Raw genomic sequence first — 16,647 nt, 5'->3', positions numbered from 1 at the left:
AAAATATTTTAATATGATAGAATTTTTATCAATACTCATTACAATAGTCCTGTTCTGTTATTTCTTAAATTACAAAAATAAGAAAGATAGAGCAGAGAAAGAAATGGACAGCATTGCTAATGCACCGATTATGTCAGTGAACGCAGAAGTTTTACCTTTAAACAATAATAATATGGAAGAAAATCAAAATTTAAGTACACGAGACCTTTGTGCCGAAGTCTTGCGTAAGTTAAACTGTGATGTTCAGTTTGATGAGGAAAATGAGTATAATATGTATTTCACATATCAAGGAGAAAACTTTAGTGTAGATACTTGGGAGAATGGTCTCATGATAACAATTTGGGATACATGGTGGGGTACTGTTGACTTGGATGACCTCGATGATGTGAGCCGTGTACGTAAAGCTATAAATAATATCAATGTTAGACAAAACTTGACATTGATGTATTCTATAGACGAGAAGGGTCAAAAGTTTGCTGTTCATACAAAACGGCAATGCTTGCTTATTCCTCAAATTCCTCAGATAGAAAACTATATGGCTGCAATGCTTACTGGTTTCTTTGATGTTCAACGTAGCTTTAAAGAGGAGTATGATAGATTGAGATTAGAAGAGGCAAATGCTAAAGTTTGACATTGAGAGTTTGCTTGTAATTTCATAAAATAAAATATTATGAGACAATTTATTTTATCAATATTAGTCTTGTGTTCTTCAGTCATGTTGGCTGATAACATCAAACGCCCTGATAGCTATAATTATAGTCGGGGCGTGGAGGCTATCAATAACAATAATGCAGAGGAAGCTCTCGATTACCTGAACAAGGAAATCAATGAACATCCTGACAATGGGTACGCCTTTGCATGGATAGCTTTGGTGAGAAATTATAACGAAGAGTTTGGACGGGCTTTGACGGCTGCCAACGTCGCAGTGAAGAAAATTCCATCCAAGGATAAGGAGTATAAGGCTTTTGCTTATGGTACTAGAGCTCAAGTATATTTAAACTTGAAAGATACCATACAAGCTTTAAAAGATTATAGCCAAGCGATAAACATTGTGCCTGATGATGACCGTTTTTATAATCAAAGGGCGCAAGTGTATTATGAGCAGGGAAAATATGACTTGGCAGATAAAGATTATCTAAAAATGATTTCTTTGAAGGAAGGGGATGTAATGGGATATATGGGCATAGGTAGAAATGCAAATGCACAGAAACGATATGAGGATGCCATCAAGCAATTTGATTATGTTGTCAAATTGGAGCCAAACTACTCTTCTGCGTATTCTTTCCGTGCAGAAAGTTATATCGGCTTGAAGAAATATAACGAGGCGATTGATGATGTGATAAGTGCATTGGGTATAGATAGAGATCGAAAGGCCTTTTATGAATTGCAGGAATTAGCAGATTCTGCCTTTGAACAAACAGTAGCAAAATTAAAGGTCCAAAAAATAAAAGAGCCAAATGAGCAAAGTTGGGATTATGATTTGGGCATAGTGTATGAAAGGGCCGCTAAGTATAACAAGGCTATAGCGTACTATAAGGAGTCGTTGGAAAAAGAATCCAATATCATAACGGCAAGCCGCATATCAAGTTGTTATGATGATTTGGGTGATTATGATAAGGCGTTAGAGTATTGTAATCAAGCGATAGCTTTAGATTCTGTAAAAGCTAATTATTTGTATGAAAAGGCAAATATTCTAGATAATGCAGGACGTACTCAGGAAGCAATAAAGACCATGAGCGATTATATAGCAAATACCCCAGATGAACCTGCTGGATATTATCAAAGAGGTTGGTTTAAGGATCATTCTGGTGACATAGAAGGGGCCTTGGAAGATTATACTATGGCAATTACCTTGCAGCCAAATGTGGCTTATGCGTATTTGAATAGGGGTGTTCTATATCGTTTGAAAGGTGAAAATGCTAAGGCTGAGTCTGATTTCAAGCAAGTTGTTCGTTTGGATTCTATACCAGAAGAAGCTGAATGCTCTTTTTATGCTTATTATTACTTGGGACAGAAAGATAAGGCTATAGAGATTTTGAATACAATACTTGATAAAGATAAAAAGGGGAATTGTTATGATGCTGCATGTCTTTACTCTGTAATGGGAGAGAAAGAAAAAGCTCTTTCGTATCTTCGCCTGTCTTTGGAGGATGGTTATAGACGCTTTGCTCACATCAAGCGTGACCGTGATTTGAATAATATACGCAATACTGAAGAATTTAAGGCCTTACTGAAAGAGTTTGAAGAAAAGCATCTGCAGGAGATAGCCGCTGATGCAGATGGGGATGATTCTGCATACGAATTGAAAGTAGAAGAGATTCCATTTACAAAAGAGGGTGGTGTTTGCAAGGTGAAGTGTGCTATCAATGGTTTGCCTTTGCATTTCATCTTTGATACTGGTGCTGCTGATGTTTCTGTTTCTTCTGTTGAGGCTACATTTATGGCAAAGAATGACTTCTTGTCTTCTTCAGATATTATCGGGAAACAGAACTATCAGACTGCTGATGGAAACATAACGGAAGGTACGATTATTAATTTGAAAGATGTAAAACTCGGTTCTTTACATCTGAATAACATCAAGGCATCTGTTGTTCGCAATCAGGCAGCCCCTTTGCTTCTAGGACAAAGTGTTCTGAGTAAATTGGGAAAGATAGAAATAGACAATACGAAGAAAGTGTTGCGTATTACACATAAGCAAAAAATCAATTAAATACAATTATATTATGGAACAAAAACATCATTACACAGGCTTGACCGATGCCGAAGTGCTCGAAAGCCGACAAAGGTATGGCGTCAATGTTTTGACACCTCCAGAGAAAGAAACGATTTGGGATACACTCAAAGAAGCATGTACACACTGGATATCCATATCCATGTTTTCTTTAGTGGTGCTTTCCGTTGTTGTTGCAGGTATTTTGGTTGGTGGCATGGGACCAATCATTTGGAGTATGCCAGCTATTATAGCTCTTGCTACGGTTTTAATCCTTATTGTGGGATTCTTTGGAGGCTTTGGTGACCCTCTCTTTAAAATCCTCATTATGGCATTTGTCCTTTCTATGGGCATATCTATCTATGAGTATTGTTGGGTAGGTACAGGCTTTAAAACTTTTTTTGAACCAATAGGTATTATAGTAGCATTGATATTAGCTACAAGTATAGCCTTTGTTTTGGAGCAAAGAAACGAGAAAACATTTCAAAGCCTTAATGTTGCTAATGATGATACACTGGTTAAGGTTATTCGTAACAATAATGTATGTCAGGTGCCACGCAAGGATATTGTGGTTGGTGATATTGTTTTGTTGGAGACAGGTGAGGAAATTCCTGCAGATTGTGAACTTTTGCAAAGTTTGAATCTCAATGTGAATGAGTCTTCTCTTACAGGAGAATTGCAATGTGCTAAGACAACAGATGAGGCTTGTTTTGATAAGGAGGCCACATATCCTTCTAATCAGATTATGAAGGGTACAATCATTCTCGAAGGATATTGTGTTGCTAAAGTCACTAAAGTTGGAGATGCAACGGAAAGTGGTAAAGTCTTTGAGGCTGCCCAGGTGAAAGAAGGTGTTAAAACTCCATTGAGTGAAGAACTTGGCAAATTGGCAAAATTGATAACATATACAAGCTATGTATTTGCTGTATTAATAATTATTGGTCGTATTGGTATATTTTTCTATATGGGTAATGCAGACTTCTCTACTGGTGAAGGATGGATAAACTTTGTGACATATGTATTGAATACTATTATGATTGCTGTGACTCTTATTGTTGTTGCAGTGCCAGAAGGTTTACCGATGTCTGTAACATTGAGTCTTGCTTTCTCTATGAAAAAGTTGATGAAAGAGAATACATTGCCTCGTACTATGCATTCTTGTGAGACGATGGGTGCTACGTCTGTGATTTGTACAGATAAAACTGGTACACTTACGCAGAATAGAATGCTGGTTGCCGATACCCATTTGGAAGATATTTCTAATAATCTCTTGGCAGAAATGATAGCCATTAACACTACGGCAAATTTGGACTTTACAGATCTTAAAAATATTAAGGCTGTAGGTAATCCTACGGAGTGTGCGTTACTTTTATGGCTTAATAGTAAGGGCTTTGACTATATTGCTCTGCGCGAAAAAATAGAGGTAATAGATCGCTTGCCTTTCTCTACGGAAAATAAATACATGGTTACTGTTGCTAAGTCTGTTGAGCTGAATAAGAAGGTCGCTTATGTGAAAGGTGCTCCTGAGATTCTTCTTGGTCTTTCCAATGTGTCAGATGAACAGAACCAGACATATAGCAAGCAACTTTTGGAATACCAGAATAAGGCTATGCGTACACTTGGTTTGGCGTACATAGTTTTGGATGAAAATCAAGAAGTATTTAAGGATGGTAAACTCAATGTTGAAGGGCTTGCATTTGCTGGTATTTTTGCAATTTCTGATCCTGTACGTAAGGAAGTTCCTGCTGCTATTAAGGAATGTTTGGATGCTGGTATTCAAGTGAAGATTGTTACAGGCGATACTTCTGGAACAGCAAAGGAAATTGGTCGTCAGATTGGTCTTTGGAATGATACTGATGGTGAGAAGAATATTCTTACAGGTGTTGAATTCGCAGCTATGTCTGATGAGCAATTAGTTGACCGCGTAGAAGATGTGAAGATCCTCTCTCGTGCGCGCCCTAACGATAAAGAACGGTTGGTAAAGTTGCTTAAGCAGAAAGGAATGGTAGTTGCTGCCACGGGTGATGGTACTAACGATGCTCCAGCGCTTAATGCTGCTGATGTCGGTCTGTCAATGGGTGATGGTACTGCTGTTGCAAAAGAGGCCAGTGATATGACAATACAAGACAATTCTTTTTCAACTATTGCGAATGCTGTTATGTGGGGACGTTCTCTTTATAAGAATATCCAGCGCTTCCTGCTCTTCCAGCTTACAGTCAATGTAACGGCTTGTTTGTTGGTTCTTTGTGGTGCCTTTATGGGTACGGAGTCTCCGCTTACAGTAACGCAGATGTTGTGGATAAACCTTATAATGGATACCTTTGCTGCAATTGCTCTCGCCTCATTGCCGCCTTCACGTAAGGTGATGGAAGATAAGCCTCGTGACCGAAGGGCTTCTATTCTCACTCCTACCATGCGTAAGGATATAATTGGGGTCGGATTATTCTTTTTCTTCTTACTTGTGGCAATGCTCTACATCTTTGAGCATGGTGACTATACGTCGATGAGAGAACTCTTCTTGAATTTCCAGTTAGGTGAACGAGATGGATTGAGTACATACGAGTTAACGCTTCTCTTTACGACGTTTGTGATGACGCATTTCTTCTATCTCTTCAATGCTCGTGCATTTGAAACTGGTAAGAGTGCACTTCATTTTAAGGGTTGTCAGGGATTACTTGTCATAGTAGTTGTTATCTTTGGAGGACAAGTACTTATGGTTGAAATACCAATGCTGCAAGACTTCTTCAATGTTACTGGTTTGAAGTTTGAGGATTGGGCAATCATCATCGTTGGTTCTTCACTTGTGCTTTGGATTCGTGAAATCTGGAGTTTGCTAAAGAAAATCTAAAATAAAATAGAAGGAGTTGCGTTATTCTTTAAGATAGAAGGCGCAACTCTTTTTTATCAATTTCTAAAATTTATAAAGATATGTCTAAGTTTAAAATACCAGGAGTGTCATTCTCCTTAAATCGGGCTTTAGGTATCACGCAAGCAAAACAAAAGTTTGCTCGTGAGACAGGTATTCCAACCTCAAAGGCAGGATTGGAAAGAAAAATTGGCAAGATAGTTCTGAAGGCATTGTTTGGAAAATAATATGAGTAATAACAATAATAAACAGTTAGGTGAAGCTCCTTGGCTTCATGTAATTATTTCCACAGGATTAGGCACAGGTTTTGTACCTAAAGCACCTGGTACAGCAGGTGCTTTCTTGGCTTTGCTCATTTGGATAGGTCTTTATTATGTCCTTTCTCCGGTAGGGTTGATGGTGGCTACAATTTTATTGGTTGTTAGTTCTTTGTTGATTGGAGTCTGGACTGATAATGTGATGGAGAAATATTGGGGGGAAGACCCTAGGGCTGTCGTAATTGATGAGTTCTTTGGTACGTGGGTTGCTGCTTTAGCAGCTGTTTGTGTAGATGGTCCAGCTTATGTCTCAATATCCCTTGCAACAATAGGTTTTGTGTTGTTTCGAGTGATAGATATAACTAAACCGCTTGGTTGCAGATGGATAGACCGGAATATTCATGGTGGATGGGGGTGTATGCTTGACGATGCATTGGCTGGCTTCTATGCATTTATTGTAACATTTATAATCAGATATTTCCATCTAGTAGAAAATATTCATGGGACATTTAACTTGTAAAAAAGTACCAACAACTGGTTTCATTAGAGCTATCGCTGGCGATTGCTTCGGGGGCTGCGTATGAATTTCATCCAGTGAAGCATGGGGACTTCGATATATACAAAGAGCCTCGTTTTACGGATGATACGGTTATGACCTTGGCTGTTGCAAAATGGCTGACGAGTGTTCCTGAATCTATCATCTCATATATCGAAGCAGATAGTTATACTTCAGCTATCCGTAATGCCATCTCTTTTGGTGGTGATGCTGACAAGATGGCGTGTATGGCTGGAGGAATAGCTGTTGTCGTTAAAAAAGTGGAGCTGTGTAATCGGTACAGTACTATTGCCAGATATGGATGAATTTACGATTGGTTGTATGAATAGAAAAAAATATGGAAAATGAAACTTTAAAAGAAAGATTCCTCGGTATCATCTTCGGACAAGCTGTAGGAGATGCCTTGGGACTGAGCACGGAGTTTATGTCCAAGCAAGAGGTGGATCGTTTCTATCCTAATGGGATTGAGGACTATTCACAAATCGTGCAGGATGATCATCGTCGTCGTTGGCAAAGAGGCGACTGGACAGATGATACCGACATGATGCTATGCATCTTAGATTCCTTTGTGGCTTGTCAAAAGGTAGATATTCTTGATATTGCCAGAAGGTTTAAGGAATGGATGATGAACGGAGGCATGGGAATTGGCCGGCATACCTATAATGTAATGGCTCTTGGCGACTATACTTCGAATCCACAGAAGGCTGCAGAGATTATCTGGAAGATGGGAAAGAAAAAAGCTGCAGCTAATGGAGCCGTCATGAGAACTTCGGTGGTAGGACTTATGAAGGACAATGTGGCTAATGCAGCAGTAGCAGGAGCTATCCTGGGTGCTAAATTTGGAATAGACCAAATTCCTGAAGAATGGAGGAATGGTCTTCTCTATGCTTCTATGCTCCATAACAAGGTGCAGGAATTCTACGCAATGTATCGATAAAAACATATAAAAAGTACGAAATCTCTTGTGAGTTTCATGCTTTTTGTTTATCTTTGCACCAAATAGACTGCATTCGGCAATTTTAAAGCTGACTTTCATATTGCTCGTTTGCATAATTACTAGCTAAAAGAAAGGATTCGATAATGAATGTAATGCAATTGAATACTGATATTTATAATAGCTTGGGCGTACTTTCTAATGACGAGAGCTATTTGGAAAAAGCAGCACGTTATCTTAAAAAATTGGCGCAAGCTAAAAGAGACGTGGAGAATGCAAAGGCTAAGGAAGAAGCCCTTGCTAGTATCAATCAGGCTTTTACGGAATTGAAGCTTCATCGCGAAGGAAAAATGGATTTTATTCCTGCGGAGGATTTGCTTAATGAGTTATAGGATAGAGGTTGCACCTGAGTTTGCCCGTAGATTGAAGAAATTAAGTAAGCGCTATAAGTCTATCAAGCAAGATTACGAAGATTTTTTGCATTCTCTTCAATCTAATCCTCTTCAAGGGGTAGATTTGGGTAAAGGGTTAAGAAAAATAAGAATGAGTATTGCTTCTAAAGGTAAAGGAAAAAGTGGTGGTGCCAGAGTTATTTCCTTTGTGGCAATCATGAATGAAGAGGATGGTTTTATAGAACTATTGACCATTTATGATAAATCAGAAATGGAATCTATCTCTGATAAAGAATTATTGAATTTAATGAAACGGAATGGTTTGTTTTAGAGCATAATAACACAGAATCCTGCCGGCATCACTGCCAGCAGGATTCACTTTCAAAAAACGAACCTAAAAGTCTACCTTGTAATTTCTATCTATGCAATATCTATTGTAACCTGAATAAATCTAATTACCTTTAAAAAACTAAATTCTATTATATGAATAACGCTGCAAAATGAACTGTTCTTTATCTTTTACTCGGCAGTTGTCTGCTGCTCTGTAGCATTCTCTGTTGTAGCCTCAGTAGCATTCTCCTGCTTTGTAGAATCCTCAACACCAGCCTGTGGCTGGATAGAAGTACCTGTTGCCAATGTATCTGAAGGTGCTTCTGGGGCTACGGTATCAACTGGTGCTACCTCTGCGTTACCTACCATTCTGCTTGATGCAAAAACATTGCTTACTGAAACCATTACCATAGCTGCGATAGCTGCAAACATAAACTTCTTCATAATCTTATCTTTTTTAAATTGTTACTATTTAATGTTACTTACTGTCTTTGTGGATTCGTTGTCGAACCCGCTATTCATAGTCGCAATCTGCGTGCCAAATCGATGAGTAAAAATAATATGTCTTGATTATCAGGTGTTTATATTGAATATGCCAGAAATAGATGGTGTGGAAAATGGGGAAAGAATGTGGAAATATTCCCCAAAAAGTTGGGGAATATAAGCATTGTTTTATTAGTAAGATAGCTCGTAACTATTGTTAATAATAAGAAAAACGCTTGCTTTCTGAAATATTATCTGTATCTTTGTACCTGGATTATTAAGGGTAGGATTATGGCATCAAAGAGATATCCTTTGGGAATACAAACGTTCTCCGAAATCGTGAAGGGGAATTACTTCTATGCTGACAAGACGGCTATCGTCTATCAGTTGGCTCATTATGCCAAGTTTCATTTTCTGAGTCGCCCACGTCGATTCGGAAAATCCTTGTTTGTATCTACTCTCAAGGCCTACTTTGAAGGTAAGAAAGAACTGTTCAAGGGACTTGCCATCGAACAGATGGAGAAGGAGTGGACGGCATATCCTGTCATCCACCTGGATCTGAGCTGTGGTAAGTATTATAGTTTGGAGAATACATATTCAATTCTAAACGGAATACTAGAAGTAGAAGAGAAAAAATATGGTTTAAAGGTTAATCCAATAGATGAGAAGTCTTTTGGTGGTCGTCTTAAGAACATCTTGCTTGCAGCAGCTGCTCAAACAGGTAAACAAGTTGTAGTTCTCATCGACGAATATGATGCTCCAATGCATGATTCAGTCAATGACGAAGACTTACAGAAGACCATCCGCAACATCATGCGAGATTTCTTCAGTCCATTGAAGCAGCAAGAGGGAAACATTCGCTTTGTATTCATCACGGGCATCTCCAAGTTTAGTCAGCTCAGCATCTTTAGCGAGTTGAATAATCTCAAGATTCTCACGTTGAAGGATGAATACAGTAGCTGTTGTGGTATTACCAAGAGTGAATTGACTCAGTATTTCCGTGAGGGTATCGAGGAGATGGCTGAGCATAATGGACTCACTTATGAGGAGACCTTAGAGCAACTCAAGCAGCATTATGATGGCTACCATTTCAGTATCAATAGCGAGGAAATCTTCAATCCTTACAGCATTATCAATGCTCTGGACGATAAGGAGTTTAATAGCTATTGGTTTACATCTGGTACGCCTACGTTCTTAATAGAATTGATGCAGCAGAAGAATTTGGATATGATGGACTTAAATGATATCTGGGCTAGAGCAAAACGCTTCGATGTTCCTACTGAGACTATTACTGACCCTGTGCCAGTCCTTTTCCAAAGTGGCTATCTTACGATTAAAGGATATGACAAGCTGTTGGGTATGTATTACCTCAGTTTTCCTAATCAAGAAGTTAGACAAGGCTTTTCAGAAAGTCTTTGCCAATATTATACCCCTTCAGAGGTAGGCGAACTTGATGCAATCGTATATGCTTATAAAAAGAATGTGCTCATCAATGACGATATGGGAGCCTTTATGCCCCACTTAAAGGCATTCTACGATAAGTTCCCATATACGATTATCAACAATAATGCGCGTCACTATCAAGCCGTGATGTTCACCATCTTCACTATGCTTGGCGAAGATGTGAAGGTGGAGCATACCACTTCGGATGGAAGAATAGACCTTGTGCTCAAGACGGATAAGAGTATCTTTATCTTTGAGTTGAAATATAAGAAGTCTGCTGATACCGCCATGGCGCAGATCAGCGATAAGGACTATGCCAAGGCTTTTGCTGATGATGGACGGAAGGTAGTGAAAGTGGGTGTTTACTTCTCGGAAGACCAGCGAAGCATAGAGGATTGGGTGATAAAATAAATGACATCTTGAGGTTGATAAAACGCGTAGAATCCTGCCGGCATCATTGCCAGCAGGATTCTACGCTTGTTTTATTTAAACAAATCCTCCATTTTAACTTCCTTTTGAACTATTCCACTATGCTTGCCATACACCACCCCATAGGTTGTAATCATCGTGAGATGAATGGACTGCTTGGGAGAAAGCGTTGCTTTTAGGGATTCTATGCGATGGCGCAAGCGCTGTTCCTCTTCCTTGCTGATGGTATAAGGAGCGCTGGCAAATTTCATCTCGCATAAGTTTACTACATTGTCGTTTCTGATGATCAGCAGGTCAATTTGGGTGCCTTCTTTCTCCTCTGTTCCTTTCACGTTCCATGCAGAGATCGAGGTTTTTACGCCAGCAACTCCAAGAGCCTGCTTGATTTGCTGGAAATGTTGCCAGCAAACTTCTTCGAAGGCCACTCCATGCCATGCTTTTAATACATCAGAAGTCATATTGTCGCTTACAAAACCGGTTTCCTTTCCATGGGGTTCTACGTATTTCTGCCAAAAGAGACAGAAGTTGTCTATCAGTTTATAGTATGTTGTACTTTTGGGCATCCCGTATGGCGAATAGCTTGTGATGAAATCACTTTCAGCCAAAGCTGCAAGGGTGTTAGACAAACCTCCTCCCAGAGGGAGACCTGTGGCTTGGCTGATTTCTTCACGAGTGAAACCGGAATGGCGGGTTGCCAATAAACGTACTACCTTTTTGCTATCTTCCGGATTGTTGAAGATTGCAGCAAAAAGCCTGTTAAACTCATCTTTCAGTCTAGGTCTATTGCCAAAAAGAATCTTATCTACATTTTGCTCGAAGCTTAACCCTTTTTGGAAGTACCCCATATAATAAGGTATTCCTCCAAAGACCATATAGCTTTGCAGGATGTCGTATTGACTCATTTGGATGTTAGCATGCTCGAAATACTCTTCGCATTCTTTCAGAGTGAAGGGTGAGAGCTTGATTTCTGCAGTCAAGCGTCCGTAGAGTCCTCCTTTGCTTCTTGATAGATTACTGAGAATCCAGGAAGTAGCACTACCGCAAACCACAAGCATGATATTGTCCCTGCCACAACACCAGCCATTCCAGAAGTTCTCGAAGGCTGGAAGAAATCCGGAACGAGGGGTATCCATCCACGGAAGTTCGTCGATAAAGATGACTTGTCGTTCGCCATTGTCTTGGTCTTGTAGCAACTGTTCGAGCAAGAAGAACGCTTCCATCCAGGACTTGGGCATCTTATAACCTTCCAATCCTTGGTTGAGAAGGGCATAATAGAAACTTTCCAGTTGTGTTTTCAGTCTGTTTCTGTCGTTATCTTGGTCAACAGGCGACACGCCTGTATGCTGAAAGGTGATACGATCTTTCAGTGCTTGTTTGATAAGGAATGTCTTTCCTACACGACGACGTCCATATATTGCTACGAATTCGGGGCGGTCGCTATAGTACAGCTTATCAAGTTCTGCTATTTCTTCTTTTCTTCCTACAATCATATTTTCTTCCTTTCCTATTATTTTCTTGTATTTGATATTTTGTGCAAAAATACAAAAAATAATGGTTTCGGCAAGATATAGTATATTATATTCTGCCGAAATTATGCTTTTTTATACTTTATCGGCAAGATATAGACTATTATATTTAAGAAAGTTTTAGGATGAATCGTCCTAAAACTTTTTATCTATCCCCATATTTAGGTATTTCTGCAAAACCATCATTTTTAGGTATTGCAAATGATGGAAAAAGGATGTATCTTTGCACCCGAAAATAAATGTAACTAAAAGAGATTAAGGACAAATGAAAACAACAATCGTAATTTATGGCTCTTCTACTGGCTCATGCCAGTCGATTGCCGAAACCATCGCCTCTAAGTTGGGCGTGGAAGCTGTAGATGTAGCTAACATCGATGATGCAACTATCACAAGTCATGAGAATCTTCTTCTCGGTACTTCTACCTGGGGTGCCGGTGAGATGCAGGATGACTGGTATGATGGCGTGAAGACATTGAAGAGTGCCGGCTTGGCTGGCAAGACCGTGGCCCTGTTTGGTTGTGGCGACAGCGAGTCTTACCCTGATACATTCTGTGGCGGCATGAAGGAACTCTATGATGCTGCCGTTGAGGCTGGCGCTACCGTATTGCCTGGCGTATCTACTGACGGATACACCTATGATGACAGTGAGGCGATTGATGGCGACAAGTTCCTGGGACTCGCACTTGATGAGGTGAATGAGGATGACAAGACAGAGGAGCGTATCGATGCCTGGCTCGAGGCTATCAAACCAGCGTTATAATTTTTTCTAAAATATATCTTTCAAGAATTAGAGAATGATGGAATTCTCTGATTCTTGATTTTAAACTTGATTAATTCGGATAGTATGCAGCAGGAAATCGCAACACCAGTAGATTTGAAGGTTCTGATGAATCATATATATGAATATAAGAAGGGCGTGCGCCGTCTGGTGCTCTACACCTTCAACAGGAAATATGAGTCTTTTGCCATAACAAGATTAGAGCGTCAGAACATTGATTACATCATCCAGCCGGTTGGCAACGATCGTCTGAATCTCTTCTTTGGTAAGAAGGAATGCCTGGATGCTATCCGCATGATTGTTACCAAACCCTTATGCCAGCTTACACCGGAGGAGGATTTCATCCTGGGTGCCATGCTGGGATATGATATCTGTGCCCAATGCGAACGCTATTGTGAGCGAAAGAAAAAAGTTTGCTAAGTTTTTCTTTTATCTTCGGAATATTATTATGTTAATAAAGAAAGAGCGTGATTGCCTCAATTGGCGACCACGCTCTTTTCATATAATCAATCGATTGATTCAATCGAAATCTCGGAATAATTCCTGTTTTTAATACCTATTTCGACGGAATTATTCCTTTTTCTTACTTCTTCATCATTTCCTCTACGGCTCTGATGAGCTGAGTATCATGTCCGGTGATGTAATCCTCTGGAGAATTATATACCTCGATGTCTGGATAGAGGGTGGTGTTCTCGCCGAAGGTACCACGCATATCGCGGCAACCTACCTGTGGAATACCGAATACCAGGCTGCGGTCCATCAAGGTCTCCCACCATACGGCGGTCATTGTACCTGCTACCGGTGTACCAATCAGCTTACCAATGCCCAACTCCTTATATACCCATGGGAAACCATGACCGTTACTGTAGTCGTCCTCGCAGATCAGAACGCAGGATGGTTTGGTCCACTTGTTGAATGGATCCTTGCCCACAACCTTGCCGTGAGGTACAAATTCCTGATACTGCTTTCCGCTGAGCAGAGTGCAGAGGTCGTCGTGCAACCAGCCACCACCATTGTGGCGCTCATCCACGATTACGGCATCCTTGTTGCGGTTCTTGTCGCTTAAGAGTTCGCTATATACGGTGCGGAAGCTCTCACTGTTCATCGCCTTGACGTGAACGTATGCGATTCTGCCCTTTGAAACGCTATCCACGATGGCACGGTTTCTATCCACCCAGCGCTTGTAGAGAAGTTCCTGCTGATAACCCTGCGAAATCGCCTTGATGGTCAGGTCGAAAGTCTTGCCCTTGGTGTTCTTGATGGTGAGACGTACATTCTTGCCGGCCTTTCCATCGAGCAATGCGTTGTAATCCTTACCCGCCTTGATAGCCTCGCCATCAATCTTCTCGATGATGCAGCCGGCAGTAACTTCGTTCTTCTTCACAGCGAAAGGACCACGCTTGATGATTTCCTGAATCTTCAAGCCGTCACCCTCGTAGTTAGGATCGAAGAAAGCACCGAGAGCTGCGGTAGAAAGAGAAGCGCCACTGGCATAATAGCGGCAACCGGTATGGCTGGCATTCAGCTCACCCAGCATCTCGCTCAACATCTCAGCGAAGTCGAAGTTATTATTAATATAAGGTAAGAACTCCTCATATACCTTGCGATAGTACTCCCAGTCCACACCCTGCATCTTTGGATCGTAGAACTTGTCAGCCACCTGGCGCCATACATGGTCGAAGAGATACTGGCGCTCCTCGGCAGGCTTGTAGTTGAATGGAGCCTCAAAGTCGATGTTGGTAGTAGCCTTGCTGCCCAGGTCAATCTTCTTGATGCTGCTGCCATTGCAGAGGAAGAGGTTCTTGATATCCTTGTCGGCAACGAAGCCACCGCCACCGATACCCTTCATCATCAGGGTAGTGCTGCCTTCCTTCAAGTCGTGGCACCAGAGGTCGTAGCCACCTTCAAAGGCAGCCTGGTAATAAACCTTCTCTCCCTTGCTGTCGATGATGGCATCACCCATATTGGATGAGTTGACGGTAAGACGTACCACACGGTCACGGCAGTTCTCGAAGTCGAGTTCGAGAGGTTTCACCTTATCCACCTCAATCTTTCCGGTCTTCTCCTCTTTCTTCTTCTTGTTTTCCTTCTTCTTCTCCTCCTTCTCGTCAGCCTTCTTCTCCTTCTCGTCCTTGTTGGCCTCGGCTAATTCGAGTTCCTCCTTAGACATGCGGAAGCGGTCGTAGGCTTCGAGGTCGAGGAACATGAGATAGGCGTCGTATTCAGCACCCCATGAACCGTGACTGCGATAACCGGCACGGTCGCTCTCGAAGAGGATAGCCTTTCCGTCGAGCACCCACTTACCGTTGCTGTCGCTATATCCGCTGTCGGTAATATTGTGAACTTCCTTTCCGTCAGCCTTTACTACGGCGATATCTGTATTGTTCCATCCGCCATTACCGATGTAGCTGCACATGAGCCACTTGCTGTCTGGGCTCCACTCAAACCAGATGTCGCCATCAGAGTAAGAATAGTTGTACTTGCCATCGAGCACGGTGCGCACTTCCTTCGACTTCAGGTTGATGATGCGGAGGGTAGCACGATCCTCATAGAAAGCCACCTCCTTGCCGTCAGGACTGTAGGCAGGATACTGAGAAGTAACATTGGTCTTGGTGAGCTGCTCCTCTTCTATCTCAGAGCAGTAAGTAAAGTTCTTCTCTTTCTCGTTCTTGATCTTAGCCTGGAAAATCTGCCATACACCATTGCGCTCAGAAGCATAGACCAGACTTCTGCCATCAGGAGCAAAGCTCAGGTTGCGCTCCTGCTGAGGAGTATCGGTGATTCGCTTGGTAGTCTTGTATTCTGTAGAGGTAACATATACATCGCCGTGCATCACGAAAGCCACCTCCTTGGCATCTGGAGAAAGCGCAATCTCGGTAGCACCCCAGGACTGAACCTTGCGGATGAGGCTTGGTTCATCGTTATCTGTTGTGATGGAGATGTTGACCTTCTGCGGCTGTCCACCTTCCTTTACGGTATAGATTTCGCCATCGAAACCATAGCAGAGCAAACCATTATCGGAAGAGGTGAGGAATCGTATAGGATTCTTCTGCTGCTGCGTAATCTGTGTATCCTTTCCGCTTGCGATGTTGCGGCGGTATATGTTGAAGGAACCGTCCTGCTCGCTGAGATAGTAGAAGCTCTGGTTGTCGGCAGCCCATACCGGGTTGCGGTCCTCGCCCTTGAAGGTAGTAAGCTTCTGATATTTTCCATTGTCGAGCATCCAGATATCTCGGGTGATAGGAGAGGTATGGTGCTTGCGCCATGCATCCTCGTAACCCTTCTTGTCGTGATAGAGCACCTGACCGTTCTTGTTGATGCTGATGTTCTCCATCGGAAGAACGGAATACAACTTAGGACGACCGCCCTCTGTGCTTACCTCGTAAACCTGCGAAAACTCGTTAGATGCAAAGAGGTTGCTCTGGGCTGTAGGCATGATGTTGGCAGAGAAGAGTACATGGTCGTTGTCCTTGAAGGCGATAGGAGTCTCCTTGCCGCTGTTGGTGGTGAGTCGGGTTGGCGCACCACCCTTGGTAGAGATGACGTAAACATCCAGGCTGCCTTCGCGGTTGGAAGTGAAGGCAATCTTCTTGCCGTCAGGGCTCCAGATAGGCTGAGAGTCATAAGCTGCGTTGGTTGTCAACTGGCGTGCCTCGCCACCATTGGCAGGAACGCAATAGAGATCGCCCTTATAGGCAAAAGCGACGGTAGAGCCATCAGGTGAGATGGCAGGGTAGCGCATCCACAGCGGACCCTGCTGGGCCTGGGATGCCAGAGATGCTGCCAGAAGAGCAGCACTAAGAATCAGTTTCTTCATTATTATAAAATTTCTGTTTGATTTATGTTGCAAAGTTACGGCTTTTATGTGAAACTACCAAACTAAACTCCGTAAAACCACGAAAAGACTACTTATTTATAAGGATATGGGAATCTGAGCCTATCA

The 16,647-nt window shown here is 41.7% G+C and carries 15 protein-coding genes; 12 read left to right on the top strand and 3 right to left on the bottom strand.

Going from position 1 to position 16,647, the window contains the following annotated elements:
* Positions 1-13 precede the first annotated feature (13 nt).
* The 9 genes from ACQRBJ_RS08750 (at position 14) to ACQRBJ_RS08710 (ending at position 8,046) form a co-directional block, all read left to right on the top strand.
* A complete protein-coding gene (locus tag ACQRBJ_RS08750) occupies positions 14-631 on the top strand; it encodes a hypothetical protein (RefSeq protein WP_445303368.1) in 618 nt (205 codons plus the stop codon).
* Positions 632-670: 39 nt separating this feature from the next.
* Entirely contained in the window at positions 671-2,710 is a 2,040-nt protein-coding gene (locus ACQRBJ_RS08745) for a tetratricopeptide repeat protein (protein ID WP_445303367.1), read from the top strand.
* 13 nt (positions 2,711-2,723) lie between these two features.
* Positions 2,724-5,558, top strand: coding sequence for a calcium-translocating P-type ATPase, PMCA-type (locus ACQRBJ_RS08740; protein WP_445303366.1), 2,835 nt, complete (start codon positions 2,724-2,726; stop codon positions 5,556-5,558).
* Between the two features lie 80 nt (positions 5,559-5,638).
* Positions 5,639-5,803 (top strand): hypothetical protein, encoded by a 165-nt coding sequence (locus ACQRBJ_RS08735; RefSeq protein ID WP_006848407.1) that lies wholly within the window; start codon positions 5,639-5,641, stop codon positions 5,801-5,803.
* Position 5,804: 1 nt separating this feature from the next.
* On the top strand, positions 5,805-6,353 hold the full coding sequence (locus ACQRBJ_RS08730) for a phosphatidylglycerophosphatase A family protein (protein ID WP_445303365.1): 549 nt from the start codon (positions 5,805-5,807) through the stop codon (positions 6,351-6,353).
* 131 nt (positions 6,354-6,484) lie between these two features.
* Positions 6,485-6,694: an ADP-ribosylglycohydrolase family protein gene (locus ACQRBJ_RS08725; protein WP_445303364.1), complete on the top strand. Its 210-nt coding sequence runs from the start codon at positions 6,485-6,487 to the stop codon at positions 6,692-6,694.
* Between the two features lie 32 nt (positions 6,695-6,726).
* The gene (locus ACQRBJ_RS08720) at positions 6,727-7,326 is read left to right on the top strand and encodes an ADP-ribosylglycohydrolase family protein (protein WP_445303363.1); all 600 of its coding nucleotides are present in this window, start codon (positions 6,727-6,729) and stop codon (positions 7,324-7,326) included.
* A 143-nt stretch (positions 7,327-7,469) separates the two neighbouring features.
* Positions 7,470-7,715, top strand: coding sequence for a hypothetical protein (locus tag ACQRBJ_RS08715; RefSeq protein ID WP_153127617.1), 246 nt, complete (start codon positions 7,470-7,472; stop codon positions 7,713-7,715).
* Complete coding sequence (locus ACQRBJ_RS08710; RefSeq protein WP_441934451.1) at positions 7,705-8,046, top strand: addiction module toxin RelE; 342 nt, start codon at positions 7,705-7,707, stop codon at positions 8,044-8,046. The genes ACQRBJ_RS08715 and ACQRBJ_RS08710 overlap by 11 nt, the downstream gene beginning before the upstream one ends.
* 188 nt (positions 8,047-8,234) lie before the next feature.
* Here the strand turns inward: ACQRBJ_RS08710 and ACQRBJ_RS08705 are convergent, their stop codons facing one another.
* Positions 8,235-8,489, bottom strand: a complete 255-nt coding sequence (locus tag ACQRBJ_RS08705; RefSeq protein ID WP_264951338.1) for a hypothetical protein — start codon at positions 8,487-8,489, stop codon at positions 8,235-8,237.
* A 330-nt stretch (positions 8,490-8,819) separates the two neighbouring features.
* Here ACQRBJ_RS08705 and ACQRBJ_RS08700 point away from each other — a divergent pair, with 330 nt between their 5' ends.
* A complete protein-coding gene (locus tag ACQRBJ_RS08700) occupies positions 8,820-10,382 on the top strand; it encodes an AAA family ATPase (RefSeq protein ID WP_445303362.1) in 1,563 nt (520 codons plus the stop codon).
* Positions 10,383-10,453: 71 nt separating this feature from the next.
* On the opposite strand, the gene ACQRBJ_RS08695 is transcribed toward ACQRBJ_RS08700, so the two are convergent.
* Positions 10,454-11,890, bottom strand: coding sequence for an AAA family ATPase (locus ACQRBJ_RS08695; protein ID WP_445303361.1), 1,437 nt, complete (start codon positions 11,888-11,890; stop codon positions 10,454-10,456).
* Positions 11,891-12,191: 301 nt separating this feature from the next.
* Between ACQRBJ_RS08695 and fldA the strand changes: the two genes are divergently transcribed.
* Positions 12,192-12,686 carry a flavodoxin FldA gene (gene fldA, locus ACQRBJ_RS08690; protein ID WP_006848399.1) on the top strand — a complete coding sequence of 165 codons (495 nt, stop codon included), beginning with the start codon at positions 12,192-12,194 and terminating at the stop codon, positions 12,684-12,686.
* An 84-nt stretch (positions 12,687-12,770) separates the two neighbouring features.
* Entirely contained in the window at positions 12,771-13,124 is a 354-nt protein-coding gene (locus tag ACQRBJ_RS08685; protein WP_089543800.1) for a DUF2023 family protein, read from the top strand.
* 163 nt (positions 13,125-13,287) lie between these two features.
* Here ACQRBJ_RS08685 and ACQRBJ_RS08680 read toward each other — a convergent pair whose 3' ends face one another.
* Positions 13,288-16,521 carry a S41 family peptidase gene (locus ACQRBJ_RS08680; RefSeq protein WP_445303360.1) on the bottom strand — a complete coding sequence of 1,078 codons (3,234 nt, stop codon included), beginning with the start codon at positions 16,519-16,521 and terminating at the stop codon, positions 13,288-13,290.
* Positions 16,522-16,647: the final 126 nt, after the last annotated feature.

The organism is Prevotella sp. SGI.167, from assembly GCF_050313615.1.
Classification (GTDB): Bacteria; Bacteroidota; Bacteroidia; order Bacteroidales; family Bacteroidaceae; genus Prevotella.
This window is presented reverse-complemented; position numbering and strand designations above follow the sequence as displayed.